The 15924-nt window shown below is 54.7% G+C and carries 17 protein-coding genes; 14 read left to right on the forward strand and 3 right to left on the reverse strand.

Features of this window, described 5'->3' with window-relative positions; translation table 11 throughout:
• Both EZM41_RS01860 and EZM41_RS01865 read left to right on the forward strand, forming a co-directional pair.
• Entirely contained in the window at positions 1 to 1209 is a 1209-nt protein-coding gene (locus EZM41_RS01860) for a M20 metallopeptidase family protein (RefSeq protein WP_198468838.1), read from the forward strand.
• Complete coding sequence (locus EZM41_RS01865) at positions 1209 to 2210, forward strand: bifunctional heptose 7-phosphate kinase/heptose 1-phosphate adenyltransferase (RefSeq protein WP_198468840.1); 1002 nt, start codon at positions 1209 to 1211, stop codon at positions 2208 to 2210. The genes EZM41_RS01860 and EZM41_RS01865 overlap by 1 nt, the downstream gene beginning before the upstream one ends.
• Here EZM41_RS01865 and EZM41_RS01870 read toward each other — a convergent pair.
• Together EZM41_RS01870 and EZM41_RS01875 are read right to left on the reverse strand one after the other, a co-directional pair.
• Positions 2168 to 3007: an HAD family hydrolase gene (locus EZM41_RS01870; protein ID WP_198468842.1), complete on the reverse strand. Its 840-nt coding sequence runs from the start codon at positions 3005 to 3007 to the stop codon at positions 2168 to 2170. The two genes, EZM41_RS01865 and EZM41_RS01870, sit on opposite strands and share 43 nt — an antisense overlap.
• On the reverse strand, positions 2994 to 3227 hold the full coding sequence (locus tag EZM41_RS01875; protein ID WP_198468844.1) for a hypothetical protein: 234 nt from the start codon (positions 3225 to 3227) through the stop codon (positions 2994 to 2996). Before EZM41_RS01875 ends, EZM41_RS01870 begins: the two co-directional genes overlap by 14 nt.
• Before the next feature lie 85 nt (positions 3228 to 3312).
• On the opposite strand from EZM41_RS01875, the gene EZM41_RS01880 reads away from it, so the two are divergent.
• From EZM41_RS01880 to recA, 12 genes are all read left to right on the forward strand, one after another.
• A complete protein-coding gene (locus EZM41_RS01880) occupies positions 3313 to 4485 on the forward strand; it encodes a DegT/DnrJ/EryC1/StrS family aminotransferase (RefSeq protein ID WP_342449201.1) in 1173 nt (390 codons plus the stop codon).
• A 160-nt stretch (positions 4486 to 4645) separates the two neighbouring features.
• Positions 4646 to 5347 (forward strand): zinc metallopeptidase, encoded by a 702-nt coding sequence (locus EZM41_RS01885; RefSeq protein ID WP_198468848.1) that lies wholly within the window; start codon positions 4646 to 4648, stop codon positions 5345 to 5347.
• Positions 5348 to 5452: 105 nt separating this feature from the next.
• Positions 5453 to 6151: a DUF6391 domain-containing protein gene (locus EZM41_RS01890; RefSeq protein WP_198468850.1), complete on the forward strand. Its 699-nt coding sequence runs from the start codon at positions 5453 to 5455 to the stop codon at positions 6149 to 6151.
• Positions 6148 to 7464 carry a transcription antitermination factor NusB gene (locus EZM41_RS14270; protein WP_198468851.1) on the forward strand — a complete coding sequence of 439 codons (1317 nt, stop codon included), beginning with the start codon at positions 6148 to 6150 and terminating at the stop codon, positions 7462 to 7464. Before EZM41_RS01890 ends, EZM41_RS14270 begins: the two co-directional genes overlap by 4 nt.
• A gap of 13 nt (positions 7465 to 7477) precedes the next feature.
• Positions 7478 to 8575 carry a PASTA domain-containing protein gene (locus EZM41_RS01900; protein ID WP_198468853.1) on the forward strand — a complete coding sequence of 366 codons (1098 nt, stop codon included), beginning with the start codon at positions 7478 to 7480 and terminating at the stop codon, positions 8573 to 8575.
• Positions 8554 to 9264, forward strand: coding sequence for a ribulose-phosphate 3-epimerase (gene rpe / locus EZM41_RS01905; RefSeq protein ID WP_198468855.1), 711 nt, complete (start codon positions 8554 to 8556; stop codon positions 9262 to 9264). The genes EZM41_RS01900 and rpe overlap by 22 nt, the downstream gene beginning before the upstream one ends.
• Positions 9251 to 10156, forward strand: coding sequence for a RodZ domain-containing protein (locus EZM41_RS01910; protein WP_198468857.1), 906 nt, complete (start codon positions 9251 to 9253; stop codon positions 10154 to 10156). The genes rpe and EZM41_RS01910 overlap by 14 nt, the downstream gene beginning before the upstream one ends.
• Entirely contained in the window at positions 10153 to 11427 is a 1275-nt protein-coding gene (rimO, locus tag EZM41_RS01915) for a 30S ribosomal protein S12 methylthiotransferase RimO (RefSeq protein ID WP_198468859.1), read from the forward strand. Before EZM41_RS01910 ends, rimO begins: the two co-directional genes overlap by 4 nt.
• A gap of 1 nt (position 11428) precedes the next feature.
• Positions 11429 to 11887 (forward strand): phosphatidylglycerophosphatase A family protein, encoded by a 459-nt coding sequence (locus EZM41_RS01920; RefSeq protein WP_232618961.1) that lies wholly within the window; start codon positions 11429 to 11431, stop codon positions 11885 to 11887.
• A gap of 5 nt (positions 11888 to 11892) precedes the next feature.
• Complete coding sequence (locus EZM41_RS14145) at positions 11893 to 13101, forward strand: nicotinamide-nucleotide amidohydrolase family protein (protein ID WP_198468866.1); 1209 nt, start codon at positions 11893 to 11895, stop codon at positions 13099 to 13101.
• Positions 13102 to 13104: 3 nt separating this feature from the next.
• Positions 13105 to 13692 (forward strand): RNA 2',3'-cyclic phosphodiesterase, encoded by a 588-nt coding sequence (gene thpR / locus EZM41_RS01930; RefSeq protein ID WP_198468869.1) that lies wholly within the window; start codon positions 13105 to 13107, stop codon positions 13690 to 13692.
• Between the two features lie 2 nt (positions 13693 to 13694).
• Positions 13695 to 14819 carry a recombinase RecA gene (gene recA, locus EZM41_RS01935; RefSeq protein ID WP_198468871.1) on the forward strand — a complete coding sequence of 375 codons (1125 nt, stop codon included), beginning with the start codon at positions 13695 to 13697 and terminating at the stop codon, positions 14817 to 14819.
• Positions 14820 to 14848: 29 nt separating this feature from the next.
• Here the strand turns inward: recA and EZM41_RS01940 are convergent, their stop codons facing one another.
• Positions 14849 to 15847 (reverse strand): B12-binding domain-containing radical SAM protein, encoded by a 999-nt coding sequence (locus EZM41_RS01940; protein ID WP_232618962.1) that lies wholly within the window; start codon positions 15845 to 15847, stop codon positions 14849 to 14851.
• Positions 15848 to 15924 lie beyond the last annotated feature (77 nt).

The raw sequence follows: 15924 nt of genomic DNA on the forward strand, positions 1-15924 counted from the left end.
ATGGAAGAAGAACAAAGAGATAACATACTAAGTTCGCTGTTATCGGACGAGGCGGAGGAGATTTCGCAACAGGTTGTGGCGTGGCGAAGGGAGTTTCACCAGTTTCCGGAGTTAGCTTTTGACGAGCGGGTGACGGCTGCCAGGATCGTCCAGATCTTATCGGACCTCGATGGGATGGAGGTAATAACGGGTCTGGGGACGAGCACTTCGGTTGTCGGCCTGTTGAGAGGGGATTTGAGAAAACCCGCCTTGATGCTGAGGTCCGACATGGACGCTCTGGCCTTGGAGGAAGGCACAGATCTTCCCTTCGCCTCTTGTATGCCCGGTCTTATGCACGCCTGTGGTCACGATGCCCACATGGCTACGCTCCTTGGGGCGGCCACGCTCCTTTCGCGCCATCAGGACGACCTCACCCGACCCGTAGTCTTCGTCTTCCAGCCTGCTGAGGAGGGAATGGGCGGAGCTAAGTCTATGGTTGAGGGAGGCCTGATAAAGCGGTTCGACGTGGGAATGGCCCTCGGGTTTCACTATTGGCCTCATTATCCATACGGCAAGCTGTTTACCCGTCCGGGTCCCATGACGGCGATTTCCGACCAAATGCATGTTGAGATGCAGGGTGTGGGCGGACATGCGGCAGAGCCCCACCTTGTGGTTGACCCCATCATCGCTATGGCGCAGCTGCTTTTGGCGACGCAAAGTCTGACAAACCGAGAGATAAACCCCATGAAGGCTGCGGTGATCTCTTTCGGCAGGGTTGAAGCCGGCGAGGCCTACAACGTGATACCGGAGCGGGTGCACCTATGGGGTACGGTGAGGGCTTTTGACACTGATACGCGCGATTACTTGCGGAAACGGCTTGAGGAGGTTGTGCCGACCATCTCTAAGGCCTTTCGCGTAATGGGCACCATGGAGTATATGCCCTATTGCCCTCCCACTATTAACGATGAAGCCTTGACCGAGCGTGTCTTAACACTTTCCAAATCCCTTTTGGGCGAGGAAAATGTCATGATTATGGAAAGGCCGCTTTTTGCCGGGGAAGATTTTGCCTTTTATTCTCAGCTCGTTCCCTCGTGTTTCTGCATAATGGGGACCGGCGTCGAGTATGGCCTTCATCATCCCAAATACGATGTTCCCGAGGACCTCTTTCCGCTGGCCGTAGCCTGGGAGGCTTATATGGGATTGCTTTTGGATCTGCAAGAGGTGAGATAATGCAAAAACGAAACCTTGTGCCATCGTGTACCGTGGCCATAGTGGGCGACGGCATGGTGGATCATTATATATGGGGGAAAGCGACGAGATTGTCGCCCGAGGCGCCGGTGCCGATCGTGGCAGTGGAAGGCGAAGAGCTCAGGCCGGGCGGCGCTGCCAACGTCGCCGCTAATGTCTCTGCGATGGGGGGCGTGGCGAAACTCCTCACCTTTGCGGGCGATGATGCCCTCGGCAGGGAGTTTTTGAAGCTCATAGAAGCGCGCGGCGCCTCGGTGATAGGCCCTTTCTTGAGGAAAAACCCCACGACCAGAAAGACCAGGATAGTGGTCCAGAACCAACAGGTTGTGCGCGTGGATTGGGAGAAGGTTCATCCTCTTGCTCCCGAAGAAGAGGAAATGATTATCGCTGCGCTTGAAGCTATAGAGGCCGATGTCTTCGTCCTCTCTGACTATGCAAAGGGGGTCGTTACGCCCAATGTGGCGAAGCGCTGCATAGAGATAGGTAAAAAGAAAGGTGTGCCAGTGGTGGTGGATCCTAAACCGCAACACAGGGAATTTTATCGTGGTGCCACCGTGATGACCCCTAACAGGAGCGAGGCGGAGGCGCTCGTGGGTTCCCAACTTGTTGTCATCGAGGACCAGGCGGCCGCAGCGATGAAGCTCAGAGAGGAGTTTGAACTCGAAGCGCTGATAATGACGTTAGGAGAAGACGGGATGATTTTGGCCACAGCGAGCAGGTGGCGTCACTTTCTTGCCAGGTCGCGGGAGGTCTTCGATGTCTCGGGCGCCGGGGACACGGTCGTCGCGGCTGTCGCGCTGTCCTTGGGGTCTGGCTGGAGTTGGGAGGCATCTTGCGAGTTGGCTACGGTGGCCGCCGGCTTGGTCGTGCAAAAAAGGGGGACCAGCGTGGTATCTTGGGAGGAGATAACAAAAAGCCCCGATTGGCCCTTTGTGGAGCTTCACCTGGATCGCATGAAGCCCAAAGAGACGAGGGCGCTCTGAACGTCGGGGAAGTGAAAAGGGTCGTCTTTTAAAAAGGGACCTATGGCGATGAATCTTCCCCGGCCGAAGCGTCGAAGCGACTCTCTGTCGCTTTCCGCGTCGCCAAAGTATAGCGGGTTCGATAGGGAAAGCCTCTCGCATAGCAACTCGAGCCCCTTGGGAGAAGGCTTTAAGGCTCCGTCATCCAAAGTCACCATATGGCTACGAGGCAGATCTTCCCAATTTAACAACCTCAAAACCAACCTGCACTCCGATAAGGGACGGCCGGTGTATATGCCTACCGGCAAAGGTAAAGCTCTCCAGTGAAATTGAACCAGCGGCCGCTCCAGGCGATAGAGCCCTTTTATCCTTACAAATCGCGGCTCCTCGCCGAGGATCTCTTTCATGTCCTTTTGGCCGAAATACAGCTCCTGGCACAGCCTTCTCATGGATTCCCTGGGCATCGCTTCGCCGAAGCGCTCCTTGACCCAAGAAGCGATATCGTCGCCGCGAAAGCGTGCGAGCTCTTCTTCCCATTTTTTTGGCGATGGGAAAGCTACCCTTAAGCTCTCTTCGCCTGTGGAGGCCGCGGCGCAGAGCAGGGCCCAAGCTGTGTCGTAGTCATCGTTGAAAGCCGGGTGCCTCTTGGAAATGAGAAGGTGTTCACCTCTAAAGGCCGTTTTATCCACCCGGCGTCCCAAAAGGAAGCGCCAAGCCCACTGTATGGCTGTCCTTATGACCATAGGGTATGACAGGCTCACGTCCACGAGGACGCCGTCGATGTCAAATATCAGGCCGTCCGCTTTATCGCGCGTCATTTTTCTCCTCCTCGCCCTTCAGGTGCGATGATTCCAATTCCCTTAAATAGAGTTTCCATACGAACAGGGCTACTATGGCCGTCGCTGTGCCTCCCACCAGGCCATAAGCGATCATGAAGGGCCTCCCGTCTCCCCAGAGGTACCCGCCAAGACCGGCTATTGCATGACCGTATAATACTAAAGTCCCTATAGAAAGAAGAAGGACTGCCAATCTCTTCATGTTGGCATTATATACTATCATTTATGAGCGCGGACATGGCCTAACAGTGATAATAGATCAAGAGATACAGGCGGAGGTGGAGGTCGTGAAAGCATCAACCGAAAACAAGACAGCACAACGCGTTCCATCCCTCGATTTGAGGCGCAACTACGCCAGGATCGAGAAAGAGATAAAAGAGGCAATAGATGGAGTCTTAGCCTCTCAGGCCTTCATCTTGGGCCCAGACGTGGAGGCCTTCGAGGAAGAGGCGGCCATGTATTTGGACGTGCCTCATGCGGTGGGATGTTCCTCCGGGAGCGATGCCCTGCTTTTAGCTCTTATGGCCTTAGACGTCGGCGAGGGTGACGAAGTCATAACGACGCCTTATTCTTTTTTCGCTACAGCCAGTTGTATCGCAAGGCTGGGGGCCAGGCCGGTATTTGTAGACATAGATCCGAGGACTTATAACATCGATGTCGAAAGGGCTCTTGAGCGCGTTTCTTCACGCACCAAGGCTTTTATCCCGGTTCACCTTTTTGGCCAGATGGTCCCCTTGGAGGCGGCCATTCCTCGCTTTCGAGAGCGCGGTGTAGCTCTCGTTGAGGATGCGGCTCAAGCCTTCGGAAGTTGGCGCAGGAGCGATGGGGAATACTTTAGGGCCGGGGCGGCGGGCGACTTCGGCTGCTTTTCTTTCTATCCCACAAAGAATTTGGGCTGCTATGGCGATGGAGGAATGGTCACATGCAAGAAAAGCGATGCCGCAAGCAGGCTTCGCCGACTTAGGTTTCATGGAGCCGACCACGCCTACCTGCATGAAGAGATGGGCTTAAACAGTCGCCTCGACTCAATCCAAGCAGCTGTCCTGCGCGTGAGACTGCGTCATCTGGAGGAATGGAACGAAGAGAGGCGCCTTATCGCGGATCGCTACGGCATGCTGCTGGCGGAGAAGGGCCTTTTGGAAGTCGTAAGATTGCCCGAGGTCCTCGAAGGCAATTATCACATATTTCATCAATACACAGTTAGAGTGAGGGGGAGAAACGAGCTCCAGCGTTTTTTGGCGGAACGAGATATTGAGACCAAGATCTATTACCCGCTTCCTCTCCATCTGCAGCCGTGCTTCAAATATTTGGGTTACAGCGAAGGGGATTTCCCAGAGGCCGAAGCGTTGAGCAAGGATAGCTTGGCCCTTCCTATTTTCCCAGAGCTAACTATTGACGAGCAGGAGAGGGTTGTAGATGCCATAGCTGCCTTTTATGCCATTAAACGACAGAAGGGGTAGGGGCAAGCTTTGATATTTGCCCGGTTTTCATAGGTATTGAAGTGTCGACTCCTGCGCGGGCTGCAAGATTCGGCAATTTGGCCGGTGTTGCATGTGCAGGCTATGTCGGCTACAATAATTGTGCCCTTGGGCATCTGCGGAAGTGGAGGTGTGAATAGAGATGTATTACCCATTTTTCTTCGACCCAACTTTTGTATTGCTGATACCAGCGCTGATATTGGCCATTTGGGCTCAGACTAAAGTTCATGGCACATTTCAGCGCTATTCGACCGTCTACGCTCGGCGTGGCTTACGGGCGGTAGATGCGGCCAAGGCGATCCTCGATCGCTTTGGACTACACGATGTGGCCATAGAGCGGATACCTGGGAATCTCACCGACCATTACGATCCAAAACAAAAAGTGCTGCGCCTGTCGCAGTCAGTTTACGACAGCCCCAGCATCGCCGCCATCGGCGTCGCAGCCCACGAGGTTGGGCATGCCGTACAGGACGCTTCTTCTTATGCGCCGCTGAAGATCAGGAACGCCATCGTGCCAGTAGCCAGTTTAGGGTCGGGGCTCGCCTTTCCCCTGTTTTTCATAGGATTGCTCTTTAGGTCGCCGCTCCTGATGGATGTGGGGATCCTCTTCTTCTTGGGCGTGCTCGTATTCCACTTGGTTACGCTGCCCGTGGAATTCGATGCGAGCAATCGAGCGCTGCGCCTGCTTTCTGACTCTGGCGTCTTGATGGCTGACGAAGTAGGGGCTGCCCGCTCGGTGTTGAGCGCAGCGGCCCTGACGTATGTGGCTGCCACCGTGATGGCTGCCGCCCAACTCATGCGCTTGTTGGTGTTTAGGGGCATGGTGGGCGGAAGGGACAAATGACGCCTCCTTTCGCCCAGCAGTTGGGAAGGCCAGTTGAGGGGTGGCAGGAGCCACCCCCTTTCTTCTCTGCCGAACGAATCAGAGAAAGGAGCGTTAAATAGACCTATGCCGTTTTTTATCCTCCTAATTTTGTTGCTCCTTTTCGCTCCGTGGGTTGGGTTCCTCCTCGTGCTCTTCTTTTTGGTCTTTCTCTTCGTCTTTGTGCCTTTGGGATTTGCGGCGCACTCGCTTTTGTGGTTGGTCTTGGGGCCGGGACAACTGTTAAAGGTGCTCTTCAACCGGCGCGTGAGGAGAAACCATGCGCTCGAACATGCCACGGTCAATGTGATAGAAGAGCGTTTTGGCACCACAAATGTGGCAGGGTTGGCTTACGATGAAGGGTTTTCCCTCAAGGGCATAGATGATCCATATATAGTTTTGGCAGCGGCGAGAGAGGGCCTTGAGCGCCTTAAAAACGGCGAGCGGGACCTGGCTGTACACCCACGCTGCGGTACTACCATCGTGGTGACCAATACGCTTTCGGCTGTGACATTTATCGTCCTGCTTTTGGTCACCGGTTATCTGAGCTGGCTTTCGGTGCTGATAGCGCTGCTATGCGCTCACCTATTCGGTACCGTCTTGAGCAAACTCACGCAGCGGTACCTTACGACGGATCAAGATGTCTCTGGCATGGAGATCGCCGGCGTTGAACTCAGGACGATGCCTGTATATCGTTTTGGCCTTCGCCTCCTGCTTCCTCAAGAGATCTTTGTCCGCACCAGACAGCCCGGCGAGGTCCTCATGACAGAGGTAGTCAGTCCGTGAGGGGAATAGAAGCTGCCTGTAAAGCTTGGAGAGCCGCAGGGGAGGGCGAATTCCTCAGTGAGGCCCTTCGTAAAATCACTGTTTCCGTGCAAGACGAAGAGAGAGAATTGGCAGCTACACTTTCTTATGCCGCTATGAGACGTCGCTCTCTGTGGGTGCACCTGGTTAAAAAGTGCCTTCGCAAGCCCTTCGAAAGCCTATCTCCCGAGGCCAGGGACATTTTAGTAGTAGGCACGGCGGGGATGTTCGAACTTAAACACTTCGCCCTTCCTTCGCTGGCCAATGCCCTCGTTTCCATCGCTAAGGTGGAGTGTCCTTCAGAAGCCGGGTTGATAAATGCCGTGCTTCGCCGCGTCTCGGAGGTCGGCAAGGGAGAGATGGCGAGGCTTGAAGCCAGCGCCGAACTGGCAGATCAGGCGCTATTGAGCGGCATGCCGCTGTGGTTGGCCAAGATGTGGGCTGACGAGATAGGTATCCCAGCCGCCAAGAAGCTCCTGAAGATGATGAACATGCGATCGTATCTCTCTTTGCGCCTTTCTCCTTCAGCGCAGCCGGAGTCGGTCATCGCTTCCTTCTCTTCGGTCGGACGCAGGGTATGGCGTTCGCCGCTTTTTTCGTATTCCTTGAGGACGGCCTTCACGGCTCACCCGCCGTCCCTTCCGGGCTACAGGGAAGGGTTTTGGACCCTTCAGAGCGAATCTTCTATGGCGGCGATCGACGTGGCCGGCTGTTTTTGGAAGGGCGGCAGGGTGCTCGACATGTGTGCCGGCCGCGGCGTGAAAATGGGGCAAATGTTGCAGCGATGGGACGGGGTTTTCGTCGAGGGGTGGGATGCTTCTTTAGCCAAGGTGAGAGCAGCCGGCGAAGAGCTCGATAGGCTCGGCGTGTCAAACTCGGCGTTCAAATTGAAAACGGGGGATGCGCTATATCTTGAACCGGAGGAGACGCCTCATTTGATCGTCTTGGATGCGCCGTGCTCTGGGAGCGGCACGTGGGGTCGCCATCCGGAGGGTAAGTGGCGCTTAACGCGCAGACGACTTGGAGAGATTGCGGCGCTTCAAAAGAGGCTTCTCGATCGGGCCTTGTCGCTAATTCCGCCCGGCGGAACGGTCGTTTACATAACCTGCAGCCTCCTTCGCGCCGAGAATGAGCAGGTGGTAGGCGATATAATGACATCTCGTTCGGATGCCGTAGAGTTGGAAGTGATCCGAGAAAGCCTGCCCTTGAGGCGCGGCCGCCCCTGGGGTTACTATATATTGCCGACGCTCCCGTGGCTCGACGGATTTTATATTGCTATAATCATGAAAAGATGAGGGGGGATAGCATATGGGGCGAATAGTCAACTTGTCATTGTTAATCATCCTCCTTGTCCTCGTCGGTTCCGGTTTAGCTTCGTTTTATGCGATCTTTATCGGCGGTAGGAACGTGGAGGTGCCCTCCTTAGAGGGACGTTCTGTGGCGGAAGCCTTAGATGAGATTCAGAGGCTTGGCCTTCTTTCTCGCGTTGACGAGATCGACTCCTCGCTTCCAAAGGGGGCAGTGATATCACAATGGCCGGAGGCCGGAGCTGAAGTGCGCAAGGGGAAAGTCGTCCTTCTCAAGGTCAGCAAGGGGGGCAAGCAGGTTCCTGTGCCTGATGTGCGCAACCTCGATTACGAAAGGGCGTCGCAACAGCTCAGGGAGGCTGGCTTTGTGGTGGGCGATGTGCTTAGGATAAGAGACAACAAGGCTCCAGCCGGCACGGTGATTGCTCAAAGCCCTGCGGCGCCGGCTTTGGTGCCGGAAAATGCCAGAGTAAGCCTTTTGGTGAGCTCCGGCTCGGCGGGGGGTAGCGCATCTACGGCCACGGTGCCTGATGTGAGGGGCAAAGGAGAAGACGAAGCGCGCGAGATATTGCGCAGCGTGGGCCTTAGGGTCGGCGGCGTATCTTATGTATATAATGCTATGACCGCTCCTGGCATCGTTATGGAGATGCGTCCCGCGCCGGGAACTACCATTCCTGCAAATGGCGCAGTGTCGTTGATTGTGGCCACAGACCGCAAGCCTCAGACTCAGGAGGTTGCATCTTCGCCCAAGCCCGTCATACCCGGCCAGGCTCCTCAAGTCAAAGTCGATTCCAAGGAGGCGGATTTGGCGCCGAAACCGTCGCCCGAACCCAGGCCAGAGCAAAAGCCAGAGCAAAAGCCTGAGCAAAAGCCTCAGGAAGAAGCCGGTAAGATTGCCAAAATTCGCTATGTGGTACCTCCGCTTTCCAAGCCGTTGACCTTGAAGATGGAGATGGTCGACGCGCGTGGAACCCGAACCTTGCTGGATAGGGAGGTAAAGGGAGGAGAGTATATAACGTTGGATACTCTTTACGCTAAAGAAGCCGTGGTGACGATCTACCTGGGAGGCGAGTTCGTATGGCAGGAGAGATATTTTTGAGGCGTGATAGCTGTCCACTCCTCGCTCCCTCGCTTCTCTCTGCGGATCCGCTCAACTTGGCCAAGGCCATAGAGGCCATGGAGGGCGAGTATGACTGGCTCCATGTGGACGTGATGGACGGTCACTTTGTGCCGAATCTCTCGTACGGACCAGCGCTGGTCAAGGCCTTGAAGCGGTCTTTTGCGCAAGACGTAATAGACGTGCATCTCATGGTTGAGTCACCCGAATCTTTTATAGAGCCCTTCTTGGAAGCCGGCTCAGACATCATCTCTATACACGTGGAGGCTACGCCTCACGTCCATCGCGTCCTTCAACGCATAAAGGCAGAGGGCCTCAAGGCTGGGGTTGCCTTGAATCCCGGCACGCCGGTGGAGTGGCTTCGTCCTGTGCTGCATCTGGTGGACCTCATCCTCGTGATGTCGGTGAACCCCGGCTTTGGAGGCCAGAGGTTTCTGCCAGAAGTGCTGCCTAAGCTTCACAGGCTGTGTCAGTGGAGGGCCGTCGATGAGCTTTCCTTCTTGATAGAGATGGACGGTGGTTTGGGGTTGGACAACGTGGAGACGGTAGTCCGGGCAGGCTGCGATGTAATGGTGGCCGGTAACGCCGTGTTTTCCTCCTCTGAGCCAGCCGTGGCGATCAGGGAGATGCGCCGTTTGGCTGAAAGGGTGGTGCACTGTGGATCGTCGTGAGATGACCGTTGAAGAGCTAGGCAATATCCTGGTTCAGCGCAGGGAAGAACTGGGCAAGAGCATAAACGACGCCGCCAGGGAGACCAAATTCAGAGTCGACTACCTGAAGGCGCTTGAGAATGGACAAGTGGATCAATTGCCCGATCGCGTTTTTGCGAGGGGCTTTGTGAGGCAATACCTCCATTATTTACGGGCCGAGGACCTTTGGCCCCAATATAACGTGCTTCTGCCTTTGAACGAGGAGACGACGATGACGGCGCCTCAACCGCTCGGAACCTATCTGCCGCCTCCCAAGGGTTTTCGGCGGACCTCGCGATGGTGGCTTTATCTTCTTCTTCTCGTTATAGTCGTTGTGGCGTTTTATTTGGTGTGGACGCAGCGCGAAAACATACGCGCCTCCGTTGAGATGCGAATCTCTATGGACGAGGACAAACAAGCTGCTTTTGTGACGCCGGCCCCTAAGAGCGAAAGCCAAGCTCCGACTGTGCAAATTCAAGGGCAAACGCCGACCCGCGAGGAGGCGGCGTCAATGCCCGCAAGCGCGGACGTATTGGGCAACATTTCGTCGGTGCTGGAGAAAATAGAGTCCGAAGCTAAAAAAGATGTCGAGACTGAAGGGCCGATTGCATCGCAGGGAGAGCTCGTGATTACGGCGTCGAGAGGGCGGTGTTGGGTAAGGGTGCGCCAGGGCGACCGCGTTATCTTTACGGGCACTCTTATGCGTGGCGATTCCAAGACTTTTACCGTCTCTGGTGATGTTGAGGTGCGCTACGGCAACGCCGGAGCGGTAGACGTATCTTGGCTGGGCGAGAGGCTTGCGTCGCCAGGTGCGCCGGGCGGCGTGGTTACCGTCGTGTACAAAATGGATGGATCGGCGGAGGCGCAAAGGTGAAGATTTGTCTCATAAGCCTGGGCTGCGCAAAGAATCAGGTGGACAGCGAAAACCTTGCAGGTAGCCTGAGAGAGGCCGGACATGTCCTTCAAGACGACGTCGAGGGAGCTGACTGGGTCGTAGTCAATACGTGCAGCTTTATCGAGGCTGCTGTGAAGGAGAACATAGACATCATCTTGGACCTCGAGGAGCTAAAAAAGGAGGGCGTGGTCTCACATATAGCCGTGGTCGGTTGTCTTTACAATCGCTACGATGGCGACCTCGTGAGGGAATTTCCGACCGTCGATCTGTGGGCTCGTGCTTCCGATTGGGATAGAGTGCTTGCGGCCTTGGGCTCCGGTTTTAAAAGGGCCCGAGCCCTGCTTCCGGGCGATTCGCCGTGGAGCAGGTATCTCAAGATTGCAGAGGGGTGCGACAACCGATGTTCCTATTGCATGATACCCTCTATAAGGGGGAGATTGCGCAGCACGTCTCTGAGGGCGGTTGTCGAAGAGGCGGAACGCCTGGTTGCATCCGGAGCCAAGGAGCTCTGCCTCGTGGCCCAGGACTTGACGAGCTACGGTATGGATTGGGATGGGAATTCGCATCTGCTCGAATTGCTGAGGATCCTCAAGCGTGATCTTCCCGACGAGACGTGGCTCAGATTGCTTTATTTGCACCCTGCTCGCCTCGATGAACCACTCCTTGAAGCCATTTTGGAGGAAGGGCTTGCCCTTCCGTATCTCGATATCCCAATTCAACACGCGGACGAAGCGGTTCTTGCGCGCATGAACCGCCGCGTGAGCGAAGAGGGATTGAGGCGCATATTTTCGTATGCCAGGAGGTTGAATCCAGACGTTGCCCTGCGAACGACGGTGATGGTCGGCTTCCCGGGCGAGAGCGAACAGGGCTTTCTTAAACTTTTGGCCTTTCTAAAGGACATGGAGATAGACCGTGTTGGGGCCTTTGTCTTTTCTCCCGAGGATGGCGCAGAGGCATCCAAGATGCCCGGGCAAATAAACGCGCACATCAAAGAGGAGCGCCTTCAGAGGGTGATGGAGCTTCAGGCTGAGATATCGCTCCAGCGGCAAGCGCGCATGGTCGGGCGCTGCCTTAAGGTTCTGGTTTTAGAGCGCGACGATGATGGAACGATTTTGGGAAGGTCTTACAGGGATGCACCTGAGGTTGACGGCATAGTGGAGCTTATTGGGGAAGGGTTAAAAACCGGGGAGTTTGTGACGGCTCGCGTCGTAGAGGCCTTAGAGCACGATCTCGTAGCGGAGGTGGTGTAGATTGAGCAGTTCCTTTGAGAAGAGGGGTTGGTACGAGTGGGTGGTCACGCTCGGCGGGCTGGGGCGCATAGTGCCCATGCCGGGTACTGTGGCATCTTTGGCCGCTTGCCTTGTGGCTTCCGTGGTGGCGATACCTTTATGGGTGGTCGGCATAGTGGCCGCTCTGGGGCTTTTTACCGTATATCTGTACATCAAGGAGACCCAAGGTGTTGACCCCAAGGAAGTGGTGATAGACGAAATTGTTGGATCGTGGATAGCCGTGTGGGGGCACGGCCTGAGTTATGCCCTCCCAGCCTTTTTGCTGTTTAGGATATTCGACATACTGAAGCCGATGCCAGTCTCTACCGTGGAAAAACGCCTCCCCGGCGCATGGGGTGTAATGGCAGATGATGTGGTGGCAGGATTTTTATCTAATGTGGTGCTGTGGCTGCTTAGATGGGCCTTCGGTTTGGGAGGATGAAGGCATTGCCATACCGCGCTGTGATGGCGGCAGTTGGCGACGAGCTTTTAAGGGGTATAGTGCGCGAAGATAATGCCTCGTGGTTAGCAGCCGAGCTCTTTAAGCTTGGCTGGCAGCTCGAGGTTATAGAAGTCCTTCCGGACTGTGAAGAGGCCTTGCTCGATTTTTTGCGCCGATGGATGGGTAAAGTGGATTTGGTTTTCGTTTCAGGAGGGCTCGGCTCAACCCCCGACGACAAGACACGCACGGCGATTGCGCACTACCTGGGCACTCCCTTGGTTTTGTGCGACGATCTATTTGATCAAATTGTCCTGCGACATCCAGAAGAAATGCGGTATTACCTCGAAAGCGTGCGCGCGTCGCAAGGGGCTGTGCCCCAGGGCGCAGAACCTGTGTTTAACCCTATAGGCACGGCATTGGGGATGTGCTTCAGCCGCGATACGACGACTGTAATTGTCCTGCCAGGTATACCGTGGGAGTTTAGGGCTATGGCCGAAGAGTTTTTGAAGCAGTTTCCGCGGGGGGATCGATATTCGGCGCAGATAGTCGTGGTGGGTTGGTTCGAAATGGACCTCAAAGAGAAGATCGCCGAGCTTCTCGTCGGACGCGAAGAGGGCTTTTCCTTCCTGCCTGCCCCAAATAGCGTTACTCTCGTCATAAGCGGCAAAAGAGAAGATGTCGAAGACCTCGAAAAGAAAGTGCGGTCCCTCGTCGGGGAGGATTGTCTCCCCCCTGGTGTTTTCTCATTGCCACAGGCCGTTATCGAAGAGGCCGCGTCTAAAGGTTTTATGATAGCGTCTGCTGAATCGTGCACGGGCGGCATGGTCGGCGAAGTCATAACCGAGATTCCAGGCTCTTCGCAGGCCTTTCTGGGCAGTGCGGTTTGTTATAGCAATGAATCGAAAGAGAATGTCTTGGGGGTGTCGCGTGAAATCTTAGAGCGGGATGGAGCCGTAAGCAGGCCGTGTGCGCTTTCGATGGCCATCGGCGCGCGAAAAATTTATAAGGCTCGTCTGGCTGTGGCCATAACTGGGATAGCAGGGCCCGAAGGGGGCAGCCGTGAAAAGCCGGTCGGCACGGTATGGTTCGGCGTATCCGGTCTCGGTGAAGATAAAGCCGTAGAGCGGCACTTTTCCGGAGACCGCCAGACAATCAGGCGTTTGGCGACGGCGACGGCCCTGGAGCTTTTTTGGAGGAGGTTAAAGGGGGCTTAAACCTTGGAAGGGGAGAAGGGGATTCGCTCCTTTTTGTGCGTGGAGTTGGACGAGGCGACGAAAAAGAGACTTGCGCGTTGGGTTAAGGATTTAAGTGAGAAGATGTCGGAACTGAGGTGGGTTGATCCTGAAGGGTTGCACGTGACGCTCAAGTTTTGCGGCGAGATATCGCCCGCCCAGGTTGAGAGCATAAATCTCGAACTATCCCGTCTCAAAGGTCGCATGGTGTCGCCTTTTGAGCTGACATTGGCAGGGGTGGGCGCCTTCCCTCACTTGCGCCAGCCGCGGGTGATTTGGCTCGGCGTTGCGGGAGAAGTTCAGGCACTGCATTCGCTATGGAGACAGGTGGAAATGGCGACTAAGAGGGCTGGTTTGCCTCCCGAAGGGCGACCGTTTCATCCCCATTTGACGCTCGCTCGAGTTAAAAACCCGAAAGATGTGCCGCTCTCGTTCCTGCTAGAGTTATCGCAAGAGGATGCGAGTTTTGGCCCTTGGACTGTGGAGGCGCTGACTTTCATGCGGAGCACGTTGACGCCGAAAGGTGCCAAGTATTCGCCATTGGCTCGTTACAAATTGGGAGGTGAATGTTAGAAATGGCCAAAAGAGGAGTTCCATTGACAAGAGAGGACGTACTTGAACAGGCCGTAAACGACATAAGGAGCAAGTTCGGCGATGGAGCCATAATGAAGTTAGGAGACAGGGTTCAAGCCTCGATCGATGTCATTCCAACCGGAATCCTCCCACTGGATGTGGCTTTGGTAATAGGGGGGCTTCCGAGGGGAAGGGTCGTCGAAATCTTTGGGCCTGAGGGCTCGGGCAAGACCACGGTAGCCCTCCATGCCGTGGCTGAAGCGCAGAAGATGGGAGGTATCGCTGCGTTCATAGATGCCGAGCACGCTCTGGATCCTGGGCTTGCGGCCAACGTGGGCGTCGATGTGAGCTCTCTCTATCTCTCTCAACCCGACAGCGGCGAACAGGCTCTCTATATCCTCGATACGCTCGTTCGCAGCAGCGCTGTGGACATAATAGTCGTGGATTCCGTGGCGGCGTTGACGCCGCAGGCGGAGATCGACGGCAGGATAGGCGACACGCAGGTGGGCCTTCAGGCGAGGCTAATGTCTTACGCCATGAGGCGCCTTACGGCCGGCATATCGAAGAGCAACACGACGGTGGTATTTATCAATCAATTGCGGGCTCAAATATCGACCTTCGGTTATGGCGCCCCTCAAGAGACGACTACGGGCGGAAGAGCGCTCAAGTTCTATAGCTCGGTCCGTATAGAGGTGAGGCGCGGTAAGTCTGTAACCAAAGGAGACGAAACGATAGGGCACGAACTGTGGTTTAAAGTCGTCAAGAACAAACAAGCCCCACCTTTCCGCAAGGCTCATGCCACCCTCATTTATGGCAGGGGTGTTCCGAAAGAGATGGCCGTCTTGGACATGGCCTTAGATTATGAAGTGATCAAGCGCAAGGGCTCATGGCTTTATTACAAAGGGGAGAGCCTTGGTCAGGGCAAGGAGAGCGTTTCCGCCTACCTCAAGGAGCACCAGGATTTGATGGAGGAGATCTGCCTTGAGGTCAAAGGACAAGCCGCACAAGGTTTTGGCTTCCTGCCCTCTCCTGAGGTTGAAGCGGCGCAAGAAGAAGAAGTGATCGAGGAAGCGATAGATTTGAAAGAGGAAGAAGGGGACAGAGGAGAGGACGAGCTGCCGCTATAATCCGCCGAGGGCAATATGGGTTGGTTGTGTCACGAGGGTGAAGGTTTTTTGGCGAAGTCTTTTAGCGATTGCAACTCTGTCCGCGTGATGTTTGGCGACATGTATCCGCAGTAAGCTGTGTTGTTTTGATACAGAGGCTCTTCCTCTAAAACTGGAAGAAGTTTTGTGCATTCTTTGAACATGGGCGTGCCGGGGATGGGTGAGTATTCTGCCAGCTTCACCGTAGCACCCAAAGACTTGACGAACCTGATCGCTTCAAGTGCGCCTTCGTAGGTTTGTCCAGGCAACCCCACCAGTACGTATGTTTCTATATCTTTATGGAGATATCCGGCCTCAAGTAAACTTTCTACGGCTTTCACGTATTGGCGCTCCTGGACTTTGTCAGAGCCTGCTTTTTGTATGAAAGGCTCGGTGCTTTCCAAACTGAGGCGTATCGTCTTAAAGCCCGTTTGGTAAAGGTAGCGCGCACAAAGTTTGTCGATCTCTCGCACGTGAAGCCCGTTCGGTGTATGGTAGCGTATATTGCTAAAGTTTTCTTTAAGCTTTTCGCATAGCGGATAGAAATGTTCTTCCTTGCTAACCAATAATGCGTCGTCGTAGAATGCAACGTCCTTTACGGTGGGAATGCTCGCTTGAGATAAAATTTCGTTTATTACTTCGTCGATCGAGCGCTTTTTGTGATACGGCCATAACCTTTTTGACGCGCAGTATTTGCAATGTAAGGGACACCCCATAGACGTGATCGTGATGCCGTATTCGGGATTTTCGTAAAGATCGATGGCTGGGCGAATACATGGGAGATAGAGGGGTTTTGTTTGAACCCCATCGGCACCGAGCGTTTTAGCGTGATCGGGACAAAGCTGAGCATATATTCCTCCCAACAACACGGGAGTTTTCGGTAAGAATTTTTTAACTATATCGATGCACCATTTGACGCCCAAATACCAGTAGGTCATGCCCGATGTTATTAGAATTAGATCAGGCTGTTCTGTCTTAGAGAGTCTGTCTTCAAACGCTTCTTTTGTCATGCCAAAGCGATAAAACTTCCTGGGAATGTTTTTATATGGTAAGGGTTTTTCGATTTCCATTTTTTTGATTTTGTATC

Source organism: Acetomicrobium sp. S15 = DSM 107314 (assembly GCF_016125955.1).
Lineage (GTDB): Bacteria > Synergistota > Synergistia > Synergistales > Thermosynergistaceae > Thermosynergistes > Thermosynergistes pyruvativorans.

Excerpts from the sequence above, each read along its gene's own strand:
- EZM41_RS01860 (WP_198468838.1), top strand. The coding sequence starts at position 1 with ATGGAAGAAGAACAAAGAGATAACATACTAAGTTCGCTGTTATCGGAC.
- EZM41_RS01865 (WP_198468840.1), top strand. The coding sequence starts at position 1,209 with ATGCAAAAACGAAACCTTGTGCCATCGTGTACCGTGGCCATAGTGGGC.
- EZM41_RS01870 (WP_198468842.1), bottom strand. The coding sequence starts at position 3,007 with ATGACGCGCGATAAAGCGGACGGCCTGATATTTGACATCGACGGCGTC.
- EZM41_RS01875 (WP_198468844.1), bottom strand. The coding sequence starts at position 3,227 with ATGAAGAGATTGGCAGTCCTTCTTCTTTCTATAGGGACTTTAGTATTA.
- EZM41_RS01885 (WP_198468848.1), top strand. The coding sequence starts at position 4,646 with ATGTATTACCCATTTTTCTTCGACCCAACTTTTGTATTGCTGATACCA.
- EZM41_RS01890 (WP_198468850.1), top strand. The coding sequence starts at position 5,453 with ATGCCGTTTTTTATCCTCCTAATTTTGTTGCTCCTTTTCGCTCCGTGG.
- EZM41_RS01900 (WP_198468853.1), top strand. The coding sequence starts at position 7,478 with ATGGGGCGAATAGTCAACTTGTCATTGTTAATCATCCTCCTTGTCCTC.
- rpe (WP_198468855.1), top strand. The coding sequence starts at position 8,554 with ATGGCAGGAGAGATATTTTTGAGGCGTGATAGCTGTCCACTCCTCGCT.
- recA (WP_198468871.1), top strand. The coding sequence starts at position 13,695 with ATGGCCAAAAGAGGAGTTCCATTGACAAGAGAGGACGTACTTGAACAG.
- EZM41_RS01940 (WP_232618962.1), bottom strand. The coding sequence starts at position 15,847 with ATGACAAAAGAAGCGTTTGAAGACAGACTCTCTAAGACAGAACAGCCT.